18 protein-coding genes and 2 pseudogenes are annotated in these 19,876 nt (G+C 73.3%); 7 read left to right on the forward strand and 13 right to left on the reverse strand.

The window, feature by feature from the left end; genetic code table 11:
- Nucleotides 1-3: 3 nt before the first annotated feature.
- Nucleotides 4-1,485: a PrsW family intramembrane metalloprotease gene (locus GA0074696_RS05300; protein ID WP_088960056.1), complete on the forward strand. Its 1,482-nt coding sequence runs from the start codon at nt 4-6 to the stop codon at nt 1,483-1,485.
- 30 nt (nt 1,486-1,515) lie between these two features.
- Here the strand turns inward: GA0074696_RS05300 and GA0074696_RS31120 are convergent, their stop codons facing one another.
- Nucleotides 1,516-1,683, reverse strand: coding sequence for a hypothetical protein (locus tag GA0074696_RS31120; RefSeq protein WP_172894185.1), 168 nt, complete (start codon nt 1,681-1,683; stop codon nt 1,516-1,518).
- Nucleotides 1,684-1,802: 119 nt separating this feature from the next.
- Nucleotides 1,803-2,150, reverse strand: coding sequence for a GroES family chaperonin (locus GA0074696_RS05305; protein WP_088960057.1), 348 nt, complete (start codon nt 2,148-2,150; stop codon nt 1,803-1,805).
- 159 nt (nt 2,151-2,309) lie between these two features.
- Here GA0074696_RS05305 and GA0074696_RS05310 point away from each other — a divergent pair, with 159 nt between their 5' ends.
- Nucleotides 2,310-3,605 carry an AI-2E family transporter gene (locus GA0074696_RS05310; protein WP_172894187.1) on the forward strand — a complete coding sequence of 432 codons (1,296 nt, stop codon included), beginning with the start codon at nt 2,310-2,312 and terminating at the stop codon, nt 3,603-3,605.
- Between the two features lie 178 nt (nt 3,606-3,783).
- Here the strand turns inward: GA0074696_RS05310 and GA0074696_RS32500 are convergent.
- Together GA0074696_RS32500 and GA0074696_RS32505 are read right to left on the reverse strand one after the other, a co-directional pair.
- Nucleotides 3,784-4,470, reverse strand: a pseudogene (locus GA0074696_RS32500) (ATP-dependent DNA helicase); the annotation flags it as partial.
- A 129-nt stretch (nt 4,471-4,599) separates the two neighbouring features.
- Nucleotides 4,600-5,952, reverse strand: a pseudogene (locus tag GA0074696_RS32505) (ATP-dependent DNA helicase); the annotation flags it as partial.
- 120 nt (nt 5,953-6,072) lie between these two features.
- Between GA0074696_RS32505 and GA0074696_RS05320 the strand changes: the two are divergent.
- Nucleotides 6,073-6,579, forward strand: a complete 507-nt coding sequence (locus GA0074696_RS05320; RefSeq protein WP_088960060.1) for a DUF402 domain-containing protein — start codon at nt 6,073-6,075, stop codon at nt 6,577-6,579.
- Between the two features lie 7 nt (nt 6,580-6,586).
- On the opposite strand, the gene sigJ is transcribed toward GA0074696_RS05320, so the two are convergent.
- A complete protein-coding gene (gene sigJ / locus GA0074696_RS05325) occupies nt 6,587-7,579 on the reverse strand; it encodes an RNA polymerase sigma factor SigJ (RefSeq protein ID WP_088960061.1) in 993 nt (330 codons plus the stop codon).
- Between the two features lie 209 nt (nt 7,580-7,788).
- Here sigJ and GA0074696_RS05330 point away from each other — a divergent pair, with 209 nt between their 5' ends.
- The 3 genes from GA0074696_RS05330 (at nt 7,789) to GA0074696_RS05340 (ending at nt 10,538) form a co-directional block, all read left to right on the forward strand.
- Nucleotides 7,789-8,772, forward strand: coding sequence for a PPK2 family polyphosphate kinase (locus GA0074696_RS05330; RefSeq protein ID WP_088960062.1), 984 nt, complete (start codon nt 7,789-7,791; stop codon nt 8,770-8,772).
- A gap of 130 nt (nt 8,773-8,902) precedes the next feature.
- Nucleotides 8,903-9,529 (forward strand): DUF47 domain-containing protein, encoded by a 627-nt coding sequence (locus GA0074696_RS05335; protein WP_088960063.1) that lies wholly within the window; start codon nt 8,903-8,905, stop codon nt 9,527-9,529.
- A 4-nt stretch (nt 9,530-9,533) separates the two neighbouring features.
- Nucleotides 9,534-10,538, forward strand: a complete 1,005-nt coding sequence (locus tag GA0074696_RS05340) for an inorganic phosphate transporter (RefSeq protein ID WP_088960064.1) — start codon at nt 9,534-9,536, stop codon at nt 10,536-10,538.
- Nucleotides 10,539-10,589: 51 nt separating this feature from the next.
- On the opposite strand, the gene GA0074696_RS05345 is transcribed toward GA0074696_RS05340, so the two are convergent.
- On the reverse strand, nt 10,590-11,558 hold the full coding sequence (locus GA0074696_RS05345) for a Gfo/Idh/MocA family protein (protein WP_088960065.1): 969 nt from the start codon (nt 11,556-11,558) through the stop codon (nt 10,590-10,592).
- 70 nt (nt 11,559-11,628) lie between these two features.
- On the opposite strand from GA0074696_RS05345, the gene GA0074696_RS05350 reads away from it, so the two are divergent.
- Nucleotides 11,629-12,462, forward strand: a complete 834-nt coding sequence (locus GA0074696_RS05350) for an NUDIX hydrolase (protein ID WP_088960066.1) — start codon at nt 11,629-11,631, stop codon at nt 12,460-12,462.
- Between the two features lie 112 nt (nt 12,463-12,574).
- Here GA0074696_RS05350 and pstB read toward each other — a convergent pair whose 3' ends face one another.
- The 7 genes from pstB to GA0074696_RS05385 all read right to left on the reverse strand — a co-directional run bounded on the left by pstB (nt 12,575) and on the right by GA0074696_RS05385 (nt 19,757).
- Nucleotides 12,575-13,351 (reverse strand): phosphate ABC transporter ATP-binding protein PstB, encoded by a 777-nt coding sequence (gene pstB, locus GA0074696_RS05355; RefSeq protein ID WP_088960067.1) that lies wholly within the window; start codon nt 13,349-13,351, stop codon nt 12,575-12,577.
- 20 nt (nt 13,352-13,371) lie between these two features.
- Complete coding sequence (pstA, locus tag GA0074696_RS05360; protein WP_088960068.1) at nt 13,372-14,460, reverse strand: phosphate ABC transporter permease PstA; 1,089 nt, start codon at nt 14,458-14,460, stop codon at nt 13,372-13,374.
- The gene (gene pstC / locus GA0074696_RS05365) at nt 14,457-15,548 is read right to left on the reverse strand and encodes a phosphate ABC transporter permease subunit PstC (RefSeq protein ID WP_088960069.1); all 1,092 of its coding nucleotides are present in this window, start codon (nt 15,546-15,548) and stop codon (nt 14,457-14,459) included. Before pstC ends, pstA begins: the two co-directional genes overlap by 4 nt.
- Before the next feature lie 39 nt (nt 15,549-15,587).
- On the reverse strand, nt 15,588-16,691 hold the full coding sequence (gene pstS / locus GA0074696_RS05370; RefSeq protein WP_088960070.1) for a phosphate ABC transporter substrate-binding protein PstS: 1,104 nt from the start codon (nt 16,689-16,691) through the stop codon (nt 15,588-15,590).
- 303 nt (nt 16,692-16,994) lie between these two features.
- The gene (mshD, locus tag GA0074696_RS05375) at nt 16,995-17,921 is read right to left on the reverse strand and encodes a mycothiol synthase (protein ID WP_088960071.1); all 927 of its coding nucleotides are present in this window, start codon (nt 17,919-17,921) and stop codon (nt 16,995-16,997) included.
- Between the two features lie 31 nt (nt 17,922-17,952).
- Nucleotides 17,953-18,816: a polysaccharide deacetylase family protein gene (locus tag GA0074696_RS05380; RefSeq protein ID WP_088960072.1), complete on the reverse strand. Its 864-nt coding sequence runs from the start codon at nt 18,814-18,816 to the stop codon at nt 17,953-17,955.
- Between the two features lie 212 nt (nt 18,817-19,028).
- Complete coding sequence (locus tag GA0074696_RS05385; RefSeq protein ID WP_088960073.1) at nt 19,029-19,757, reverse strand: winged helix-turn-helix transcriptional regulator; 729 nt, start codon at nt 19,755-19,757, stop codon at nt 19,029-19,031.
- Nucleotides 19,758-19,876: the final 119 nt, after the last annotated feature.

The following is a 19,876-nucleotide window of genomic DNA, read 5'->3' on the forward strand; positions in this document are numbered from 1 at the left end:
CCGATGCGCCCGGACCAGTGGGCCGGAGATGACTACGCTGACCGCATGGCCGACACCCCGCCCGGCTCGCCCGCGCCGCCGCCGCTCGCGCCCGCCCTCCCGCCGTCGGGTGGAGCCCTGCCCCGGATGCCGCTGCGCCGGCTCGGCTGGCGGCGGATCCTGGCGCTGGCCGGGGTGGTGCTGCTGATCGCGGCCTGCGCGGTCTACATGCTCTTCGTGCTCGGCTCCAACCTCGGGCTGGAAGCACTGCTCATCGGCCTGGTGGCGGCGATCCTGCCGGTGCCGGTGCTGGTCGCCTGCTTTCTCTGGCTCGACCGGTACGAGCCGGAGCCGCTGAAGTACCTGATCTTCTGTTTCGCCTGGGGCGCGTTCGTCTCCACCGCCGCCTCGCTGACGGTCAACGAGACCGCGGCCGGGCTGTTCAAGGACTGGGGGCTGCCGCAGGCGCTCACCGGCGTGCTGGTGGCGCCGTTCATCGAGGAGCTGACCAAGGCGCTCGGCCCGATCCTGCTGCTGGTCTTCCGGCGGCGGGAGTGGTCCGGCATCACCGACGGCCTGGTCTACTGCGGGCTCTCGGCGGTCGGCTTCGCCATGGTGGAGAACATCCTCTACCTGGGCGGCTACGGCTACGCCACGGGCGCCGACCAGTGGGGCCCGGCCACCGGCTTCCGGCAGGTGTTCGCCATCTTCATCACCCGGATCCTGCTCTTCGGCTTCGCCCACCCGCTGTTCACCTCGATGACCGGGGTCGGGCTGGGCATCGCCGCCCGGACGGCGGACCGCCGGGTACGGGTGCTCGCGCCGGCCGCCGGCCTGCTGCTGGCGATGATGCTGCACGGCACCTGGAACCTGATCCCGACGCTGGTGCAGGCCACCGGCGAGCTGGTGATCTTCATGTACGGCATGGTCGCGCTGATGGTGCCGATCTTCTTCGGCATGGTCGCCTTCGCGGTCTGGCTGCGGGCCTGGGAGGGGCGGCTCACCGAGCGGACGCTGCCGGACTACGTCCGGGCCGGCTGGCTCAGCCCGCCCGAGGTGGCGGCCCTGGGCAGCCTCGGCCGGCGGCATGCCGCCCGGGTCTGGGCGCGCCGGGTCGGCGGCGACGCCGGACTGCGGGCGATGCGTGGCTACCAGTTCGCGGCCACCCGGCTGGCGCTGCTGCGCGACGGGATGCGCCGGGGGCTGGACCGCAAGGCGGCCGACCGGGAGCGCACCGTCCGGGAGGAGCGGGAACTGCTGGAGGCGATCGCCGCGTACCGGGGGTTCTTCGTCGGGCGTGATCCGCAGGCGCCGGTCGGGGTCTGGGACGGGCAGCGCTACCACCTGCGCTTCCCCGACGGCTCCCGGCGGGCGGTGGACGCCCCGGACTCCCCGGTGGTGCCGATCCCGGTGGTGCTGGCCCCGCCGCCGCTCCCGGCCGGCCACCCCCCACCCGGCTGGTACGGCCCGCCGTCGGCCGTGCCCTGGGGGCCGGGCCGGGCGTGACCCGGCGGCGGCCGGCCTCCGACGGAGCGGTCAGGTCATCAGGCTGGTGAGGAAGTCGCCGAGCCCCTGGGCGAGAGCCATCAGCGCCGCCCCGATCCCCTTGAACATCTGCGCGGCGCCGTCCGGCCGGAACGCCATGAAATAGATCAGGAAGGCGACGAAGCCCCAGAGCAGCAGCTTCTTCACGAATACCGGCATCGTCCCTCCCCAGGGCGCTGGACGTGCCTGGCTTCCCGCCGGGAAGCCCCACAAACGGCGGCACTCCCCGCGCGCGGGCGCGGCCGGTGCGCGGCGGCGCGCGGTCGGGACGCGGACCGCTACAGGTAGAGGCCGGTTTTGCCGGTGGGATCGGTCTCCACCCGCTCGGCGGCGACGGCGTGCACGTCGCGCTCGCGGAGCAGGACGTACCCCCGGCCGTGCAGCTCGACCTCCGAGCGGTCGTCGGGGTCGAAGAGCACCCGGTCGCCGGAGACGATCGCGCGGACGTTGGGCCCGACCCCCACCGTGGTCGCCCAGGCCAGCCGCTTGCCCACGGCGGCGGTGGCCGGGATCACGATGCCGGCGGTGGAGCGGCGCTCACCCTCGCTGCCCTCCACCCGCACCAGCACGCGGTCGTGCAGCAGCCGGATCGGCAGGCCGGAGTCGAGGTTCTGATCGGCGGTCACGCGAAGACGCTACCGCGTGCCCGGGGGCGGTCGTCGCCGTGGTTGAGCGGTGCTGGGCGGGGGCAATGTGTGGCGGAACTGCCCTACGGTGTCGCTGTCGGACGTACCCTGTCCGGACCGTCGTCCTGGGCGGCCCGGTTTCATCCTGAGGAGGTGCGCTTGAGCCGCTTCGAGCGGGTACGCGGTCGGCTCCGCCGCGCGTACGAGTCCGGGCGGGAGTCGGTGCGCTCCAGTCGTTCCGCCGACGACGTACCCGAGGAGGCCCAGGTCGCCTCGCCGGCGTCCCCGGGGCCGGCCGCGCCGAGGTCGGCGACGGTGGTCGGCGCGGAGCCGCCCGCCGCCCTGCACACCTCGACCAGCAGCCGCGACGACGCGGACGTGCCGCACGCGCTGCGGATCGCCGCCGCCTGGTCGTGGCGGCTGATCGTGATCGGTGTGGTCACCTGGGCGGTGCTGAAGATCGTCGGCACGATCAGCATCGTGATCATCCCGCTGGCGGTGGCGCTGCTGCTCTCGGCGCTGCTCGCGCCGGCCGTCGGCTGGCTGCTCATGGCGCGCTTCCCCCGGTCGCTGGCGACGGCCGTGGTGCTGGTCGGCGGCCTGGCGGCGGTGGTCGGCACGCTGACCCTGGTGGTGAACGAGTTCATCCAGGGCGTGCCGCAGCTGAGCGACAAGTCGTCGCAGGGCGTACGGCAGATCCAGAACTGGCTCAAGACCGGCCCGCTGCACCTCTCCGACGGCCAGTTGGAGCGGTACATCGACGAGGCGCAGGCCTGGGTGAACGGCAACACCGAGAAGTTCACCAGCGGCGCGATCTCCACCGCGAGCACGCTGGCCGAGGTGCTCACCGGCACCATCCTGGTGCTCTTCGCCACCTTCTTCTTCCTGCGTGACGGCAACAACATCTGGCGCTTCCTGGTCCGGCTGCTGCCGGTGGCCGCCCGCTGGAAGGTCGACGACGCCGGCCGGGCCTCCTGGGCCACGCTCGGCGCGTACGTGCGGGCCACGGTGCTGGTCGCCTTCATCGACGCGGTCGGCATCGGGATCTTCCTGGTCATCTTCGACGTGCCGTTCGCGTTCCCGCTGGCCGCGCTGGTCTTCCTCGGCGCGTTCATCCCGATCGTCGGCGCCGCGCTCTCCGGCATCGTGGCGGTGCTGGTGGCGCTGGTCGACAGCGGCCCGGTGACCGCGTTGATCATTCTGGGTGCGGTGATCGGGGTGCAGCAGGTCGAGGGGCACATCCTCCAGCCGCTGATCATGGGACGGGCGGTGGCCATCCACCCGCTCGCGGTGATCATCGGGATCGCGGCCGGCGTGGTGCTGGCCGGCATCACCGGCGCGCTGGTGGCGGTGCCGCTGATCGCGGTGCTCAACACCGCCGTCCGCCGGCTGGCCGCGCGTACCGTCCCGGACACCCCGCCGGACGCGGTGGTGGTCGCCTCCCACGCGCCCTGACCGCGCAGACCCGCAAACGGGCCCGTCCCCTTCCGGGGGGCGGGCCCGTCGCGTCGCGGGCCCTGCCTCCTCGCCGCCCGCGCCGCCGTTCGCGGCGTGTCGCGGCTTCCCGATCGGGCGACGCGGCCGGTTGCGGCGCGCACAACCGGGCGCGCCGGACGGCGCGGGCAGTGGGCGGTCAGGCCTTGGCGAGGCGTTCGAGGGCGCCGCGGGCCACGTCGGGGCGGGTGGTGTACCAGAACGGGGGGAGCGAGCGGCGCAGGAACGGCCCGTAGCCGCGCGCCGTCTCCAGCCGCGAGTCGAGCACCGCGACCACACCCCGGTCGCCGGTGGCCCGGATCAGCCGGCCCACCCCCTGGGCCAGCCGGACGGCCGCGATCGGCACGCTGACCGCCGCGAAACCGGAGCCGCCACCGGCGTCCACCGCCGCCGCCCGGGCGGCGGCCAGCGGCTCGTCCGGGCGCGGGAAGGGCAGCCGGTCGATCACCACGAGCTGGCAGGCGTCGCCGGGGACGTCCACCCCCTGCCAGAGCGACATCACCCCGAACAGGCAGCTCGACCGCTCCTCCCGGAACCGGCGGACCAGCAGCGGCAGCGCCTCCTCGCCCTGGAGCAGCACCGGCAGGTCGGTCCGCGCGCGCAGCAGCTCCGCGGCCTGCTGCGCCGCCCGCCGGGAGGAGAAGAGCCCGAGGGTACGGCCGCCGAGCGCGCCGACCAGCCCCAGCAGCTCCTCGCCCGCCGCCTCGGGCAGCCCCGACACGCTCGGGCGGGGCAGGTGCGCGGCGACGTAGAGGATGCCCTGCCGGGCGTAGTCGAACGGGGAGCCGACGTCCAGCGACCGCCAGCCCGGGCCCTCGGTGGCGGGCACGGTGCCGGTCGCGGCCCGGCTGCCCGCGGCGACCGCCACCCCGGCCTCCGAGCCGGCGCCCGGCGTGACGCCCGGCCGGCCGGCGGCGGCGGTCACGGCCATCGCGGCGGCGGCCGGCGACGGCGGGGCGGGCGGGGGAGCGTCCAGTCCCAACGCCCGGGCCACCGTGTCGAAGCGCCCGCCCAGCGCCAGCGTGGCCGAGGTGGCGACCACGGTGCGTTCGTCGTACAGGTGGGTGGCGAGGGTGCCGGCGACCGACAGCGGCGCGACCACCAGCGCCCGGCGGCTGCCGTTCTCCGGCTTCTCCACCCAGGCCACGTCGTGGTCGGCCTCCTCCAGCAGCCGCTGGGCGGTGGTGGAGAGCTCGTCCAGCACCGCCTTGGCCTGCTGCTTGCGCACCGGGTCCGGGTCGTCGGCCTTGATGTCGCCGATCGCGTCCAGCGCGGCCCGGGTCGCCGCGTCGAGCAGCGTGCACGCCTCGCGCAGCGGGGCCGGCAGCCCGGCGGTGATCCGCCCGGCCGGCGCCTCCGCCAGCCCGACGGCGAGCGCGTCGCCGGCCTCGGTCAGCCGCTCGGCGACGTCCGGTCGCAGCAGCGGCCGGGCCCGCCGGGCGGACCGGTCGACCAGCTCCGGGACCAGCTCGGCCTGGGCCGCCGAGGAGACCCGGTCGGCCAGCTCGTGCGCCTCGTCGACGATGAGCAGCTTGTGCGGCGGCACGATGTGCCGGCCGGCGATCATGTCGACGGCGAGCAGGCTGTGGTTGGTGACCACGATGTCGGCCTCCCGGGCCCGGGCCCGGGACGCCTCGGCGAAGCACTCCTGGCCGAACGGGCAGCGGGACGCGCCGACGCACTCCCGCGCCGGCATGGAGACCAGCCGCCAGGCCTGGTCGTCGACGCCCGGGTCCAGCTCGTCCCGGTCACCGGTGGCCGTCTCCTCGGCCCAGTCGCGCAGCCGCTGGACCTGCTTGCCCAGCCGCCCGGCCTCGCCGAGCCACTTGGTGCCGCCCCCGGGCCGCGCCGCCGGGGCGTCGAAGAGGGTGTCCTCCGGCTCCTCCTCGGTGGAGTTGTCCAGCCGGGCCAGGCAGAGGTAGTGGTGTCGGCCCTTGAGCACCGCGAAGGTGGGCCGCCGGCCGAGCAGCGGCTCCACCGCGTCGGCCAGCCGGGGCAGGTCGTGGTCGACCAGCTGGGACTGCAACGCCAGGGTGGCGGTGGAGACCACCACCGGGCCGTCGACGGTCAGCGCGGGGGCGAGGTAGGCCAGGGACTTGCCGGTGCCGGTGCCCGCCTGCACCAGCAGGTGCTCGCCGGAGCCGATGCTCCGCTCGATCGCCTCGGTCATCTGCTGCTGGCCGGGGCGGGCCGCGCCACCGGGCACCGCGCCGACCGCGGCGGCCAGCAGCTCGCCGCCGCTGGACCGGGCGCCCCGACGCCGGCCGCGGGGGGTGGCGGAACCGGTGGCGGTGCGCGGCGGAGTCACCGTGCGACGGTACCCGCCGACGCCGACACCGGGCGCGCCACCCGGCCGGGTGGGATACCCGATCGTGACCGGTTACTTCCGCGCAGCGACCCTTGGGCGGAATCGGTTAGGGTGCGACTCATGCCGAGCGACGTGGTCCGTGTGATCTACCGCAAGTACGACGGCAGCGCCCACCGCGACTACCCGGCCCGCCGGCTCACCGAGGACGACCTGGGCGTCTGGCTGGGCGTGCCGGCCGGCACCGAGTCGGTCTACCACGGCCGGCCCTCGGTGGAGCAGATCCCCTTCGTGCTCCTGGTGCCGCACGACGCCTGGTGGACGGGCATGTTCAACCCGCCGCCGCGGACCAGCGAGGTCTACTGCGACATCACCACCCCGGCGCGGTGGGAGGGCGACGACACCGTGCACCTGTTCGACCTGGACCTGGACGTGGTGCGCCGGCGCGCCACGGGGGCGGTCGAGCTGCGCGACGAGGACGAGTTCGCCGAGCACCGGGAGCGGTTCGGCTACCCCGACGACCTGGTGGCCGAGGCGGAGGCGGCGTCGCGCTGGCTGCTCGGCGCGCTGGGCGACGGCACCGAGCCGTTCGCCACGTCGTACCGGAAGTGGCTGGCCCTGGTGCTCTGAGCCGGGCTCACCAGCCCTGCGGCCAGCCGTCCCCGGCGCCGATCTCCGCCACCCGGGTCAGCTTGTTCGGATTGAGCTGGTTGAAGATGCCGGTGATCCGCCCGCCGTCCACGGCGAACGCGGCGACCAGCCGCTGCATCCGCCCGTCGGACCGGGTGGTCTCGATCTGCAATCCGAGCGCCCCGTCCACCAGCACGGGCCGGGCGCGCACCCGGTGGCCGAAGCGGGCGGCCTGGCCGAAGAGGCCGAGGGTGAACCGGGCGACCTTGTCGGCCCCGGCGATCGGGTTGCGGGCCGCCGCGGCGTGCCCGCCGCCGTCGCCGATCAGCACCACGTCCGGCGCCAGCACCCGCAGCAGCCCCGCCAGGTCGCCGGACTGGGTGGCGGCCACGAAGGCGGACACCACCCGCCGCTGCTCGGCCAGGTCGGCGGTGTGCCGGGGCGCGTCCGAGGTGTTGATCGCGCGACGGGCCCGGGAGGCGAGCTGCCGGGCCGCCTCCGGGCTGGTGCCGAGCGCCTCGGCGATCTGGCCGAACGGCACCGCGAAGACGTCGTGCAGCACGAAGGCCACCCGCTGCTCGGGGGTGAGCCGTTCCAGCACCACCAGCAGGGCGGTGCCGAGCTGGTCGCGGCGGACGGCCCGCTCGGCCGGATCGGGGGCGAAGCCGTCCGGCTCCGGGGCCGCGCCCAGCGGGGTCACCAGCGGCTCGGGCAGCCACTGCCCCGGGTACGTCTCCCGGCGTACCCGGGCGGAGCGGAGCAGGTCGAGGCAGATCCGGGCGCAGGTGGTGGTGAGCCAGCCGCCCAGGTGCCGCACCTCGGCGCGGGCGGCCGGGTCGCCGAGGGCGCCGGCGTAGCGCAGCCAGGTCTCCTGCACGGCGTCCTCGGCCTCGCTCCGGCTGCCCAGCATCCGGTACGCCACCGCCATCAGCCGCCCACGTTCGGCCTCGAACTCGCTCACCGCGTCCACCGTCACAGTCGCCTCCCCACCCGACGGCATTCTCCCCGCCCACCGGATGCCCCACCGCCCCAAAACGTGACACCCACTCCCGCGAGCCCGGTCCACCAACGCGCACTTTCCGGGAAGGAGTGGCCTCGCAGCGCCTCGAGGCCACTCCATTCTCTGAAAGTGCACGGATCTTGGGAGGGGTGGGAGGGGTGGGTGGTGCTCGGGAGGCGGAGGGGGGCGAGGTGGGCGATGATCGCGGGATGAGCGCAGTCGATGGATCGGACATCGTGCCACCCGAGGGCGGAAAGATGCGGGACCTGCTCCGGGTCTCACCGGGGGCGGTCGACCCGCGTACGGTCGATCCCCGCTCGACCCCGGGGCTGCCGGCGACGGCCGGCGGTGGCCGGGCGCGCAAGGCCTGGGCCCGGGAGCAGGTCGAGCTGCTCGGCGCGGAGCTGGGCGAACAGCAGGAGATGCTCTTCGCCACCGCGAAGGCCGCCGGCGAGCCGGACGCGCCCGCGTCGGCGCCCACCACGGGCGGCGCGGAGCTGGCCCCGGACCGGCCGGGCCGGGTGCTGCTGGTGCTCCAGGCGATGGACTGCGGCGGCAAGGACGGCACGGTCAAGCGGGTGGCGGGCGCGATGAACCCGCTGGGCCTGCACATCCGCTCGTTCGGCCCGCCCACCGAGGAGGAGCTGCGGCACGACTTCCTCTGGCGGATCCGGCGGGCGCTGCCTCCGCCCGGCTACGTGGGCGTGTTCAACCGCTCACACTACGAGGACGTGCTGGTGGCCCGGGTGGCGGAGCTGGTCCCGGAGGCCACCTGGCGGGCCCGGTACGACGAGATCAACGCCTTCGAGCACGAGCTGGTCGACGCCGGGGTGACCCTGGTCAAGGTGATGCTGCACATCTCCCGCGAGGAGCAGGGCGAGCGGCTGCTGGAGCGGCTGACCGACCCGCGCAAGCACTGGAAGTACAACCCGTCCGACCTCGATTCCCGGGCCCGCTGGGACGACTACCAGGCCGCGTATGCCGAGGCGCTCCAGCGGTGCGGCACGGAGGTCGCGCCCTGGTTCGTGGTGCCGGCGGACCGCAAGTGGTACCGGGACTGGGCCGTGGCCCACCTGCTGCGGGAGACGTTCGCCGGTCTGCATCTGGGGTATCCGGCTGCCGGTTTCGACGTCGAGCGGGAGCGCGAGCGGTTGCGGGCCGACGATGAAGGGGTGAAGGTGAACGGCGGGTGAACGAGCGGTGAATCGGGCCTGACCAGGGGTGGGCCGGGGAATGCCCGGTTTTCCCATGTCCTTAGCATGCCCAGAGCAGACGCCCCGACGGCGTCGGCCACCCTTCCACCGACACGACGAGGTCCGTGCTGTGAAGTTTTCCTTCCGTCCCACCGAGGGCGCCTTCTACGAGCTCTTCACCAGGGCCGCGCAGAACCTGGTGAAGGGCACCGAACTGCTGAACGAGCTGGCCCTGCCCGGCGTCGACGTCCAGTCGGTGAGCGAGCGGCTGACCGAGGTCGAGCACGACAGCGACCAGATCACCCACGAGCTGTACAAGAAGATCAACTCGACGTTCATCACGCCGTTCGACCGGGAGGACATCTACCGGCTCGGGTCGCTGCTCGACGACGTGATGGACCACCTCGAGGCGGTCGGCGACCTGCTCTACCTGTACGGCCTGACCGCGTTGCCGTCGCTGCCGCGCGAGCTGCACGAGATGGTCAGCGTGCTCGACCAGCAGGCCAAGCTGACCGCCGACGCCATGCCGCGGCTGAAGTCGATGAAGGATCTCGAGGACTACTGGATCGAGTGCAACCGGCTGGAGAACGAGGGCGACCGGATCAACCGGCAGTTGCTGGTCCGGCTCTTCTCCGGTGAGTACGACGCGCTCACCGTGCTGAAGATGAAGGAGGTCGCCGACGAGCTGGAGGCCGCCTGCGACGCCTTCGAGCACGTGGCCAACACCGTCGAGACCATCGCGGTCAAGGAGTCCTGATCCTGTGACTCCCGAACTCATCGCCGTGCTGGCGGTGATCGTGGCGGCCTTGGCGTTCGACTACACCAACGGCTTCCACGACGCCGCCAACGCGATCGCGACCAGCGTCTCCACCCGGGCGCTGACACCCCGGATCGCCCTGCTGCTGGCCGCGGTCGGCAACTTCGTCGGCGCGCATTTCGGCGCGGGCGTGGCCAAGACCGTCGGTGACGGCCTGGTCACCCTGCCCACCGGCGTGGCCAGCCTGGGGGTGGTCTTCGCCGGGGTGCTCGGCGCGATCGCGTGGAACCTGATCACCTGGTACTTCGGCCTGCCGTCGTCCTCCTCGCACGCCCTCTTCGGCGGCCTGGTCGGGGCGACCCTGCTGGCCACCGGCGGCGTGGTGCAGTGGGCCAACATCGGCCAGAAGGTCATCCTCCCGATGATCCTGTCGCCGATCGTCGGCCTCACCCTCGGCTACCTGCTGATGCTGGCCATCCTCTGGCTGTTCCGGAAGGGGCAGCCGGGCAGGCTCAACCGGGGCTTCCGCTGGGCGCAGACCGTCTCCGCGGCGGCCATGTCGATCGGCCACGGCATGCAGGACGCCGCCAAGACCATGGGCATCGTGGTGCTGGCCCTCTACACCGGTGGTTTCCAGGACGACAAGACGCACATCCCCGGCTGGGTGTTCTGGACCTCGGCGACCATGCTGGCGCTGGGCACCTACGCGGGCGGCTGGCGGATCATCCGCACTCTCGGCCGCAAGATCATCGACCTGGGTCCGCCGGAGGGCTTCGCCGCCGAGACGGTGGCCAGCGCGGTGCTCTACTTCAACGCCCTGGTGCTGAAGGCCCCGATCTCCACCACCCACACGATCACCTCGGCGATCATGGGGGTGGGTGCCACCAAGCGGCTCTCCGCGGTGCGCTGGAACGTCGCGGGCAACATCGTGCTCGCCTGGATCATCACGTTCCCGGCGGCCGCGTTGATCGCCTGCCTGACCTACCTGGTGGTCCGGCCGCTGTTCTGATCCCGGCCGTACCGCCCGTCGAGGGGCTCCCCGCCACCGGCAGGGGGCCCCTCACGCGTAGTGCACGCCGATCCGCTCCCGGATGCCGTCCAGCAGCCCCATCACCTCACACGTGGCGGAGTGCGGCACCAGCGGGCTCTCGGTCAGCCCCGCCGCCAGGCAGCGCTGCACCTCGGCGGCCTCGTGCTGGTAGCCGCCGCCGGTGAGGTCGGCAGGGATGGTCTCCGGCTCGGCGCCGGCCCGGTGCAGCACCGCCGACGCCGGCCGGTAGAACGGCTCGGGCAGGTCGATCCGGCCGGTGGTGCCGGTGATCGAGGCGGTGATCGCGGTCGCGCCGACCATGCCGCAGCCGAGCGTGGCGATCGCGCCCGAGTCGTACCCGAGGACGATGCCGGTGTTCTCGTCCACGCCCTCCGGGCCGAGCTTCGCCCAGGCGTGCACGTGCTGCGGCACGCCGAGCAGCAGGTGGGCCAGGCTCACCGGGTAGACGCCGAGGTCGAGCAGGGCTCCACCGCCGAGGGTGCGGGCCCGCATCCGGTGCTCGGGCGGGAACGGCCCGGCCGCGCCGAAGTCGGCCCGGACGCTGGTCACCTCGCCGATCGCCCCGTCGGCGATCAACTCGACCACCCGCAGGACGAGCGGGTTCGTCCGCATCCACATGGCCTCCATCAGGAAGACCCCACGGGCGCGGGCGGACTCGACCAGTTCGGTGCTGCTCGGCAGGTCGAGGGTGAACGGTTTCTCCACCAGCACCGCCCGGCCGGCGTCCAGGCAGACCCGGGTCGCCTCGTGGTGGGCGGCGTGCGGGGTGGCCACGTAGATCACGTCGAGGTCCGGGTCGGCGGCCAGCCCCGCCCACGAGGCGTACGCCCGGGGGATGCCGTGCCGGGCGGCGAACCGCTCGGCGCTCTCGGCGGTCCGCGACCCGACCGCGAGCAGTTCGGCCCCCGGCACCAGGCGCAGGTCCTCGGCGAAGCGGCCGGCGATGTACCCGGTGGCCAGGATTCCCCAACGTGTCATGCCGGCAGGCTAACGAAGATCGACGACCGGCCGGTCGGGCGATCCACCGGCCGGGAACTAGGCTCGCGGGATGACGATCGACAGTGACGGCTTCGCCGCCCCGGCCGCCCTGGTCGAGCACGCCCGCCGGTTCCGCGCCGAGGGCGGAACGCCGGCGGTGCCGCGGGTCGCGGCCACCGTGCTGCTGCTCCGCCCGGCCGGCGACGACTTCGAGGTGTACGTGATCCGCCGGGTCGCCGCGATGGCCTTCGGCGGGATGTACGCCTTCCCCGGCGGCGGGGTGGACCGCTCCGACTCGCAGGCGCACCTGGACTGGGCCGGCCCGGAGCCGGCGGAGTGGGCCGGCCGGCTGGGCGTGGCCCCGGCGGCCGCCCAGGCGGTGGTCTGCGCCGCCGCGCGGGAGGTCTTCGAGGAGGCCGGCGTGCTGCTGGCCGGCCCGGACGCCTCGACCGTGGTGGGTGATGTCAGCGGCGACGAGTGGGAGGCCGCCCGGCAGGACCTGGAGGCCCGCCGGGTGGGCTTCGCCGACCTGCTCGCCGGGCGGCGGCTGACCCTCCGGTCGGACCTGCTGCTGCCGTGGAGCCGGTGGATCACCCCGGAGTTCGAGCCGCGCCGCTTCGACACGTACTTCTTCGTGGCGCTGCTGCCCGAGGGGCAGCGGACCCGGGACGTCTCCGGCGAGGCCGACCACACCATGTGGATCCGCCCGGCGGACGCCCTCGCCCGGGCCGAGGCCGGCGAGCTGACCATGCTGCCGCCGACGCTGGTCACCCTGGCCCAGGTGGTCGCCGCCGGCGACCTGGCCGGCGTGGCGCGGGCGTCGGCCGGCCGGGACGCCGCCACCCCGGTCACCCCGCGCCTGGACCTCCCCGACGACGGCGAACCCCGCTTCGTGCTGGGCTGACCCACGCCGCAAACCGACTCCGTCACCGCCGGTCGCCGACGGCCGGGCGCGGACACGCCGAGGGGCGCCGGTCAGTGCGACCGACGCCCCTCGCGGACCGGGATCCAGCGGCTCAGCCGAAGCGGCCGGTGATGTAGTCCTCGGTCTTCTTCACGCTCGGGTTGCTGAAGATCTTCTGCGTGTTGTCGTACTCGATCAGCCGGCCCGGGTCGCCGGTCTTCTCAATCGAGAAGAAGGCGGTCCGGTCCGACACCCGGGCGGCCTGCTGCATGTTGTGCGTGACGATGATGATGGTGAACTTGTCCTTGAGCTGGAACATCAGGTCCTCGATGGCCAGCGTGGAGATCGGGTCCAGCGCCGAGCAGGGCTCGTCCATCAGCACCACCTGCGGCTCGACCGCGATCGTGCGGGCGATGCAGAGCCGCTGCTGCTGACCGCCGGAGAGGCCCGCCCCCGGCTTGCCCAGCCGGTCCTTCACCTCGTCCCAGAGGTTGGCCGAGCGCAGCGCCTTCTCGGCGGCCTCGTCCAGGATCGACTTGCGGCGGACGCCGTTGAGGCGCAGCCCGGCCACCACGTTCTCGAAGATGCTCATGGTCGGGAACGGGTTCGGCCGCTGGAAGACCATGCCGATCATGCGACGCACCGCGGTGACGTCGACGTCGCGGTCGTAGATGTCCTGACCGTCGATGGTCAGGCTGCCCTCGACCCGGGCGCCGGGGAGCACCTCGTGCATCCGGTTGATCGAGCGCAGGAAGGTGGACTTGCCGCAGCCGGACGGGCCGATCAGGGCGGTCACCGTCTTGGGCTCGACGGTCAGGTTGATGTTCTCAATCGCCTTGAAGCCGCCGTAGTAGGCGGTGACGTTGGTGGCGTCGATGCGCTTGGCCATGGTGGCGGTACCTCCGGGGTTCATCGGGCGAGCCGGTTGCGACGGGCCAGCAACTTCGCCGCGATGGTGAGGACGAGTACGAGGGCGACCAGGGTCAACGCCGCGGTCCAGGCCCGTGCCGGCGCGTACTTCGACGCGTCACCGGCCTGCTGGTAGACGAAGAGGGCCAGCGACGACTGGTTGTTCTCGAACGGGTTGAAGTTGATCGCCGCTCCGCCACCGGCGACGAGCAGCACCGGGGCGGTCTCGCCGGCGGCCCGCGCGATGGCGAGCATGACGCCGGTGACGATGCCCGGCAGCGCCGTCGGCAGCACGACCCGCAGGATGGTCTTCCACTTCGGCACGCCGAGGGCGTACGCGCCCTCGCGCAGCGGCGCCGGGACGAGACGCAGCATCTCCTCGGTGGAGCGGACCACGGTCGGCAGCATCAGCACGCTCAGCGCGAGCGCGGCGGCGAAGCCGGAGAAGCCGGGCCGACCGTCGTTGAACCACGGCGACACGACCAGCACCCAGAACGCCAGGATGAACAGACCGGAGACGATCGACGGAATGCCGGTCATCACGTCGACGAAGAACCGGATCGCGAAGGCGAACTTCCCGCGCCCGTACTCGACGATGTAGATGGCGCAGAGGATGCCGAGCGGGACGGTGAGCAGGGCGGCGATGCCCACCTGCTCCAACGTCCCGACGATGGCGTGGTACGCCCCGCCGTTCGGGTCCCGGGGGCCGATGTTGTTCATCGAACTGTTGAAGAAGTCGCCGTCCAGCCGCTCGGCGCCCTTGCTGACCAGCGTCCAGACCACCGAGGCCAGCGGCAGCACCGCCAGCACGAAGGCCGAGTGGATCAGCGCGCTCCAGGTGCGGTTGCGGGCCGACCGGCGCCCCTCGACCGCGTTGGCGGCGGCGAAGAGGCCGGCCAGGTAGAGCAGCGCGCCAACGACCACGACCAGCACCGGGCCGCCGATGCCGGCGCCGTACACGATCCCGGTGGCGACCAGCAGGGCGGCGAGCGCGATGGCGGGTGCGGCGTACTTCGGGAGCCGCTTCGCCCGGAGCGTGACCGGCTGCGCCGCCGGTCGGGGGCGGTGGGAGGTGAGGGTGGTGGTCATGCGGCCGACTCCGTGAACTCCCGGCGGCGGTAGATGATCGCCCGCGCCGTGATGTTGACGATCAGCGTGATGGCGAACAGGACCAGGCCGGAGGCGATCAGCGCACCCCGTCCGGTGTCGTTCGCCTCGCCGAACGCGTTGGCGATGTTGGCGGCGATGGTGTTTCCGCCGTTCTCGATGAGGTTGAACGAGATTCCGAAGGTGGCGCCGAGGGTCAGCGCCAGCGCGATGGTCTCGCCGAGCGCCCGACCCAGGCCGAGCATCACCGCGGCGATGATGCCGGGACGCCCGTAGGGCAGCACCGCGGTGCGGAGCATCTCCCAGCGGGTGGCGCCCAGCGCGAGGGCGGCCTCCTCGTTCGCGGTCGGGGTCTGGAGGAACACCTCGCGGGAGAGCGAGGTGATGATCGGCAGGACCATGATCGCCAGCACCAGCGCTCCGAGCATGATCGACCGCCCGAACGGTCCGTCGCCGCCGAAGAGCGGGACCCAGCCGAAGTACTGGTTCAGCCAGGCCGAGAAGTCGCGGACCGGGCCGATGAAGACGTCTCGACCCCAGAGGCCGAAGACGACGCTCGGCACCGCGGCGAGCAGGTCGATCGCGAAGCCGAGCGCGGTGCCGAGCCGGCGCGGCGCGTAGTGGGACAGGTAGAGCGCGATGCCCAGGGCCACCGGCACCGCGATCAGCAGGGCCAGCGCGGAGCTGAGCACGGTGCCGAAGGCGAGCGCGCCGATGCCGAATTTCGGTTCCGGGTCGTTGGGGAACCAGCCCTCGAAGGTCCAGAAGCTCTCGGTGTTGGCCTGCAGCGCCGGGACCGCCTTGGCGATCAGGAAGAACGCGATCGCCGCGATGATGACCAGGACGGCCGTGCCGGCGGCCAGGGTGAGGGCGCGGAAGGCCCGCTCGGCACCGAAGGCCCGGGCCCGGGGCAGCGCGCCACCGCCGCCCAGCCCGGCTCCGCCCGGGGTACGGGTGCTGACTGGTGCCTCGGCCACACGCGCCGAGGCACCGGCGGGCCCGTCGTGACTCTCGGTCACGTGGATCCCGCCGGTGCCGGCGTCGGCCGAGCGCTGAGGGGTTTCACCCATCTGCTCGCTCGCTTCGCGTTGGTGGTGGTGTCGGTCCGGTCAGGAGATGTTCTTGGCCGCGGTCTCGACCTTGGCGCGGACCGACTCGGGCAGCGGGGCGTAGCCGATCTCGCTCAGCACCTTCTGGCCCTCGGTGCTCGCGGTGTAGCCGAGGAAGCTCTTGACCAGCGGGAGCTTGTCGGCGGCGAGGCCCTTGGAGCAGACGATCTCGTAGGTCACCAGGACGATCGGGTAGGCGCCGGCCTGCTTGGTGTTGTAGTCGATCTTCATCTTGAGGTCGTCGCCCGTGCCGGTGACCTCGGCGCCGTCGATGGTCTTGCCGGCGTTCTCCAGGGTCAGCTCGGCGAACTCGCCCGCGCCGTTGCCGATCTTCGCCATCTTCAGGCCGGCGTTCTCGGCGAACGACATCTCGACGTAGCCGATGGTGCCGTCGGCGCCCTTGATGACGCTGGCAACGCCGTCGTTGCCCTTGCCGGCGGTGCCGCCGGGGGCCTTCCACTCCTTGGCCTTGTCGAAGGTCCAGTCGGCCTCGGCGGTCTTGGCCAGGAAGCCCGTGAAGTTGTCGGTGGTGCCGGAGGAGTCCGACCGGTGCGCGGTCTGGATCGCGGTGGCGGGCAGCTTGGCGTCCGGGTTGTCGGCCTTGATGGCCGGGTCGTCCCACTTGGTGACCTTGCCGGCGAAGATCTTCGCCAGGGTGGCCGGCTTGAGCTGCAGGTTGTCCACGCCGCTGACGTTGTAGGCGACCGCGACCGGGCCGATCACCATCGGCAGGTGGATGGCCTTGCCCCCGGCGCACTTGGCGTCGGCCTGCGGCTGCTCCTCCTCCTTCAGGGCGGAGTCGGAGCCGGCGAAGTCGGCGGTGCCGGCGATGAAGGCCTGGACGCCGGCGCCCGAGCCGCTCGGCTCGTAGTTGATCGTCGTACCGCCGCACTTCTGCTGGTACGCCTTGATCCACTCGGCCATGGCGTTCTTCTGCGCGGAGGAGCCCTGCGCGTTCAGCGTGCCCTTGGCGCAGTCCGCCGCACTGGCGGAACCCGAGGCGGACGTGCCGGCCGGCTCGTTGTTGTCCGAGCCGCATGCACTGAGACCGAGCACCGCGGTAAGAGCGAGGCAGGCGATGGTGCCGTGCCGCTGGAGCTTCACCTGAGGGGTTTCCCTTCACGTCTTCTGTCAGGTCGCCCGGAAGGGGCCCGGGCGCCGGCGCTGACCGGCTGACACGAAAGCTAGGAGTGCCAGGTAGCCGGTTCGCCGGTCAGACGTGAACGGAAGATGAACAAGCGCGGCCGACGGGGTGGCCACGGCCTGAGGGCTGGTTGTCCGATAGGTGAACTGCCGGCCGGCTATCGCCATTTATCCGGCTTGCCCGGACGGCTGTTATCCCGCCGATGCGGCGCCGTTACCGCGCGGTGACCGCCCGGGGGCTCCTCAGCCGGGGCCGTCGACCGCTCAGCCCAGCTGGTAGTTGACGTGCCCGCACCAGCGGGCGAAACCGATCCGCTCGTAGAGCGCCACCGCGCTGCTGTTCGACTCGTCGACGTAGAGCATCACCCGGTCCAGCCCGCGCGCGTCCCGCAGGTGGGCCAGGCCGGCGGTGGTCAGCGCCCGGCCGAGCCCGCCGCCGTGCGCCGACGGGTCCACCCCGAGCACGTAGACCTCGCCGATCCGGGCCGAGCCGGGACGTTCGTGCACCTTGGTCCAGTGGAAGCCGAGCAGCCGGCCGCTGGCCTGCTCGACGGCGAGCAGGAAGCCGGCCGGGTCGAACCACGGTTCGGCCAGCCGGGCGCGCAGGTCGGCCGGGGTCCACCGGCCCTGCTCCGGGTGCGCGGCGAAGGCGCGGGTGTTCAGCGCGAGCCAGGCCTCGTCGTCCGCGCCGGGGCGGAAGGCGCGCAGCACGACGCCGTCCGGCAGCCGGGGCGCGGGCAGCGCGGCGGCCAGCGAGCGGCGCAGCTGCCAGAGCACCCGGGCGCGGGTGAAGCCCAGGTCGACGGCGAGCGCCGCGGCGGACGGGTGGTCCCCGTGCGCCCAGGCCCGCACCGGCCCGGACGCCGCCGCCAGTACGCCCCGGGCCAGCGCCCGGCCGGTGCCCCGCCGCCGGTACGCCGGATGGACCGCCAGCTCCGCGCCGACGCCGACCCCCGGCTCGGAGGTGTCCACGTGGGCGTACCCGGTCAGGGTGCCGTCGGTGGCGCGGGCGGTCAGGTGCACGGCCGGCGCCTCCGGGTCCCGCAGCCGCAGCAGCGTGTGCTCGTCGAACGGGTCCGCGCCGTCGGCGTCGCCGGCGAGGCGGGCCAGCGCCAGGGCCTCGGCCACCTCGGCCGGGGCGAGTCGGTCGGCCCGGGCCACCCGGTCGGTCGTCGGTTCCGCGCTGCTCACCCCGTCACCGTAGCCCCATCGCCGCGGGGGCTCAGGTGGTGCCGTCGACCGGCAGGGCCTCCAGGCGGAAGCGGCTGGTCAGGTCGGGCAGGATGTGACGCAGCGCGTCGACCGTCCCCTGCCGGTCCCCGCCGGCGTCGTGCAACAGCACGACCGAGCCGGGCCCGACGCCCCCGGTGACCTGGGTGGTGATCCGGGCGGCGCCGGGCGCCTCCCAGTCCGACGGGTCCACGGTCCAGTGCAGCGAAGTCATCCCCAGCTCCCGGGCGACCGACACCACCGGGTACGTCCACGCGCCGCCGGGCTGCCGGTACCAGGCGATGGGGGCGTCGGGCACGATGTCGTGGATCACCTGGTTGGTCCGCAGCAGGTCGGCGCGGATGGCGGCGGGGGAGCGCTGGCCCAGCTGCACGTCGTGCTGCCAGGTGTGGTTGCACAGGGTGTGCCCGTCGGCCGCGATCGCCCGGATCAGCTCCGGGTGGGCCTGCGCGTTCTCGCCAACCACGCAGAAGGTGGCCCGGACGTGGAACTCGCGCAGGATCTCCAGCACCTGCGGGGTGTACCGCGGGTCCGGCCCGTCGTCGAAGGTGAGCGCCACCTCGGGGGAGCCGGTGGTCTCCCGGCTGCCGAACGGACCGTCGTCCGGGTTCCCGGTCGGGTGACGGGCGTCGGGCTCCTGGGCGGCCTCGGCGCGGCCCGACGGCGTGGCCGTGGGTGTGCCGGACCCGGGCGACTGGTCGCCGTACTCGGTGTCGTGGACGCTGGCCGTGACGCCGGCCCGGGATCGGGGCTGGTCGGGGATCAGGCTCCGGCCGAGCGCGTACGCGGAGCCGAGCAGGGCGGCAAGCACGAGGACGACGACACCCACGGCGCGGCCGGTGCTCCGGGGGCCCATCAGTGCCACCGCCGGTGTGGACCGTGGGCCGGTCCCCTCGTCGCCCCCGTGGTCAGTGCCCGCACCGTCGCCCCTCTCGCCGCCAACTCGCCCTGAGAATAGGGCCGACAAGAAGGGCAAAAGGGGCGGATCGGAAACAGCGCACCGGACGGGTGGAACCGCGACGGTCGCGGCTCAAACAGGTGATGCGGCCCGATCGTGCAGACCGGTGATCAGGCGTGCTCCGCCCGGACCGGTCGTGGGGAGTGCTCCGCCTCCGGCAGCGACCGCGACGGCGGGACCACGAACTTGTAGCCCACCTGGCGGACCGTGCCGATCATCGACTCGTACTCCGAGCCGAGCTTGGCCCGCAGCCGCCGGACGTGCACGTCCACCGTCCGGGTGCCGCCGAAGTAGTCGTACCCCCAGACCTCGCGGAGCAGCTGGTCCCGGGTGAAGACCCGGCCCGGGTGCTGGGCCAGGAACTTCAGCAGCTCGAACTCCTTGTAGGTGAGGTCGAGCGGCCGGCCCTTGAGCTTGGCCGCGTAGGTGTCCGGGTCGATGGTCAGCTCGCCGGCCCGGATCGAGCCGCCCGCGCCGGCGGTGGCGTTGCTGAGCCGGCCGACCGCGAGGCGCAACCGGGCCTCCACCTCGGCCGGACCGGCGCTGGCCAGGATGACGTCGTCCACGCCCCAGTCGGCGTTCAACGCGATCAGCCCCGCCTCGGTCACCACCGCCACCAGCGGCACGCCGAGGCCGGTGGCGTGCAGCATCCGGCAGGTCGCGCGCGCCTCGCTCAGCTCGGACCGCGCGTCCACCAGCACCGCGTCCGGGCTCGGACCGGCGACCAGGGTGCGCACGTCACGGGGTGCCGTGCGGACCGAGTGCGGCAGCAGGTCGAGCGCCGGCAGCACTGCCGATGGTTCACCTGCGCGCGCGGTCACCAGCAACAGGATCTCCACACGATCACCTCCGTCCGGCGGCGGCGAAGCCGCGCGCGACCAGCGGCAGCCCGGAGGGCGTGGCGCTGCGAACTGGCGTGGGTCCCGGCGTCGCTGACGGGCGGGTAACGGCTTGAGCG

It is taken from the genome of Micromonospora purpureochromogenes, from assembly GCF_900091515.1.
GTDB lineage: Bacteria > Actinomycetota > Actinomycetes > Mycobacteriales > Micromonosporaceae > Micromonospora > Micromonospora purpureochromogenes.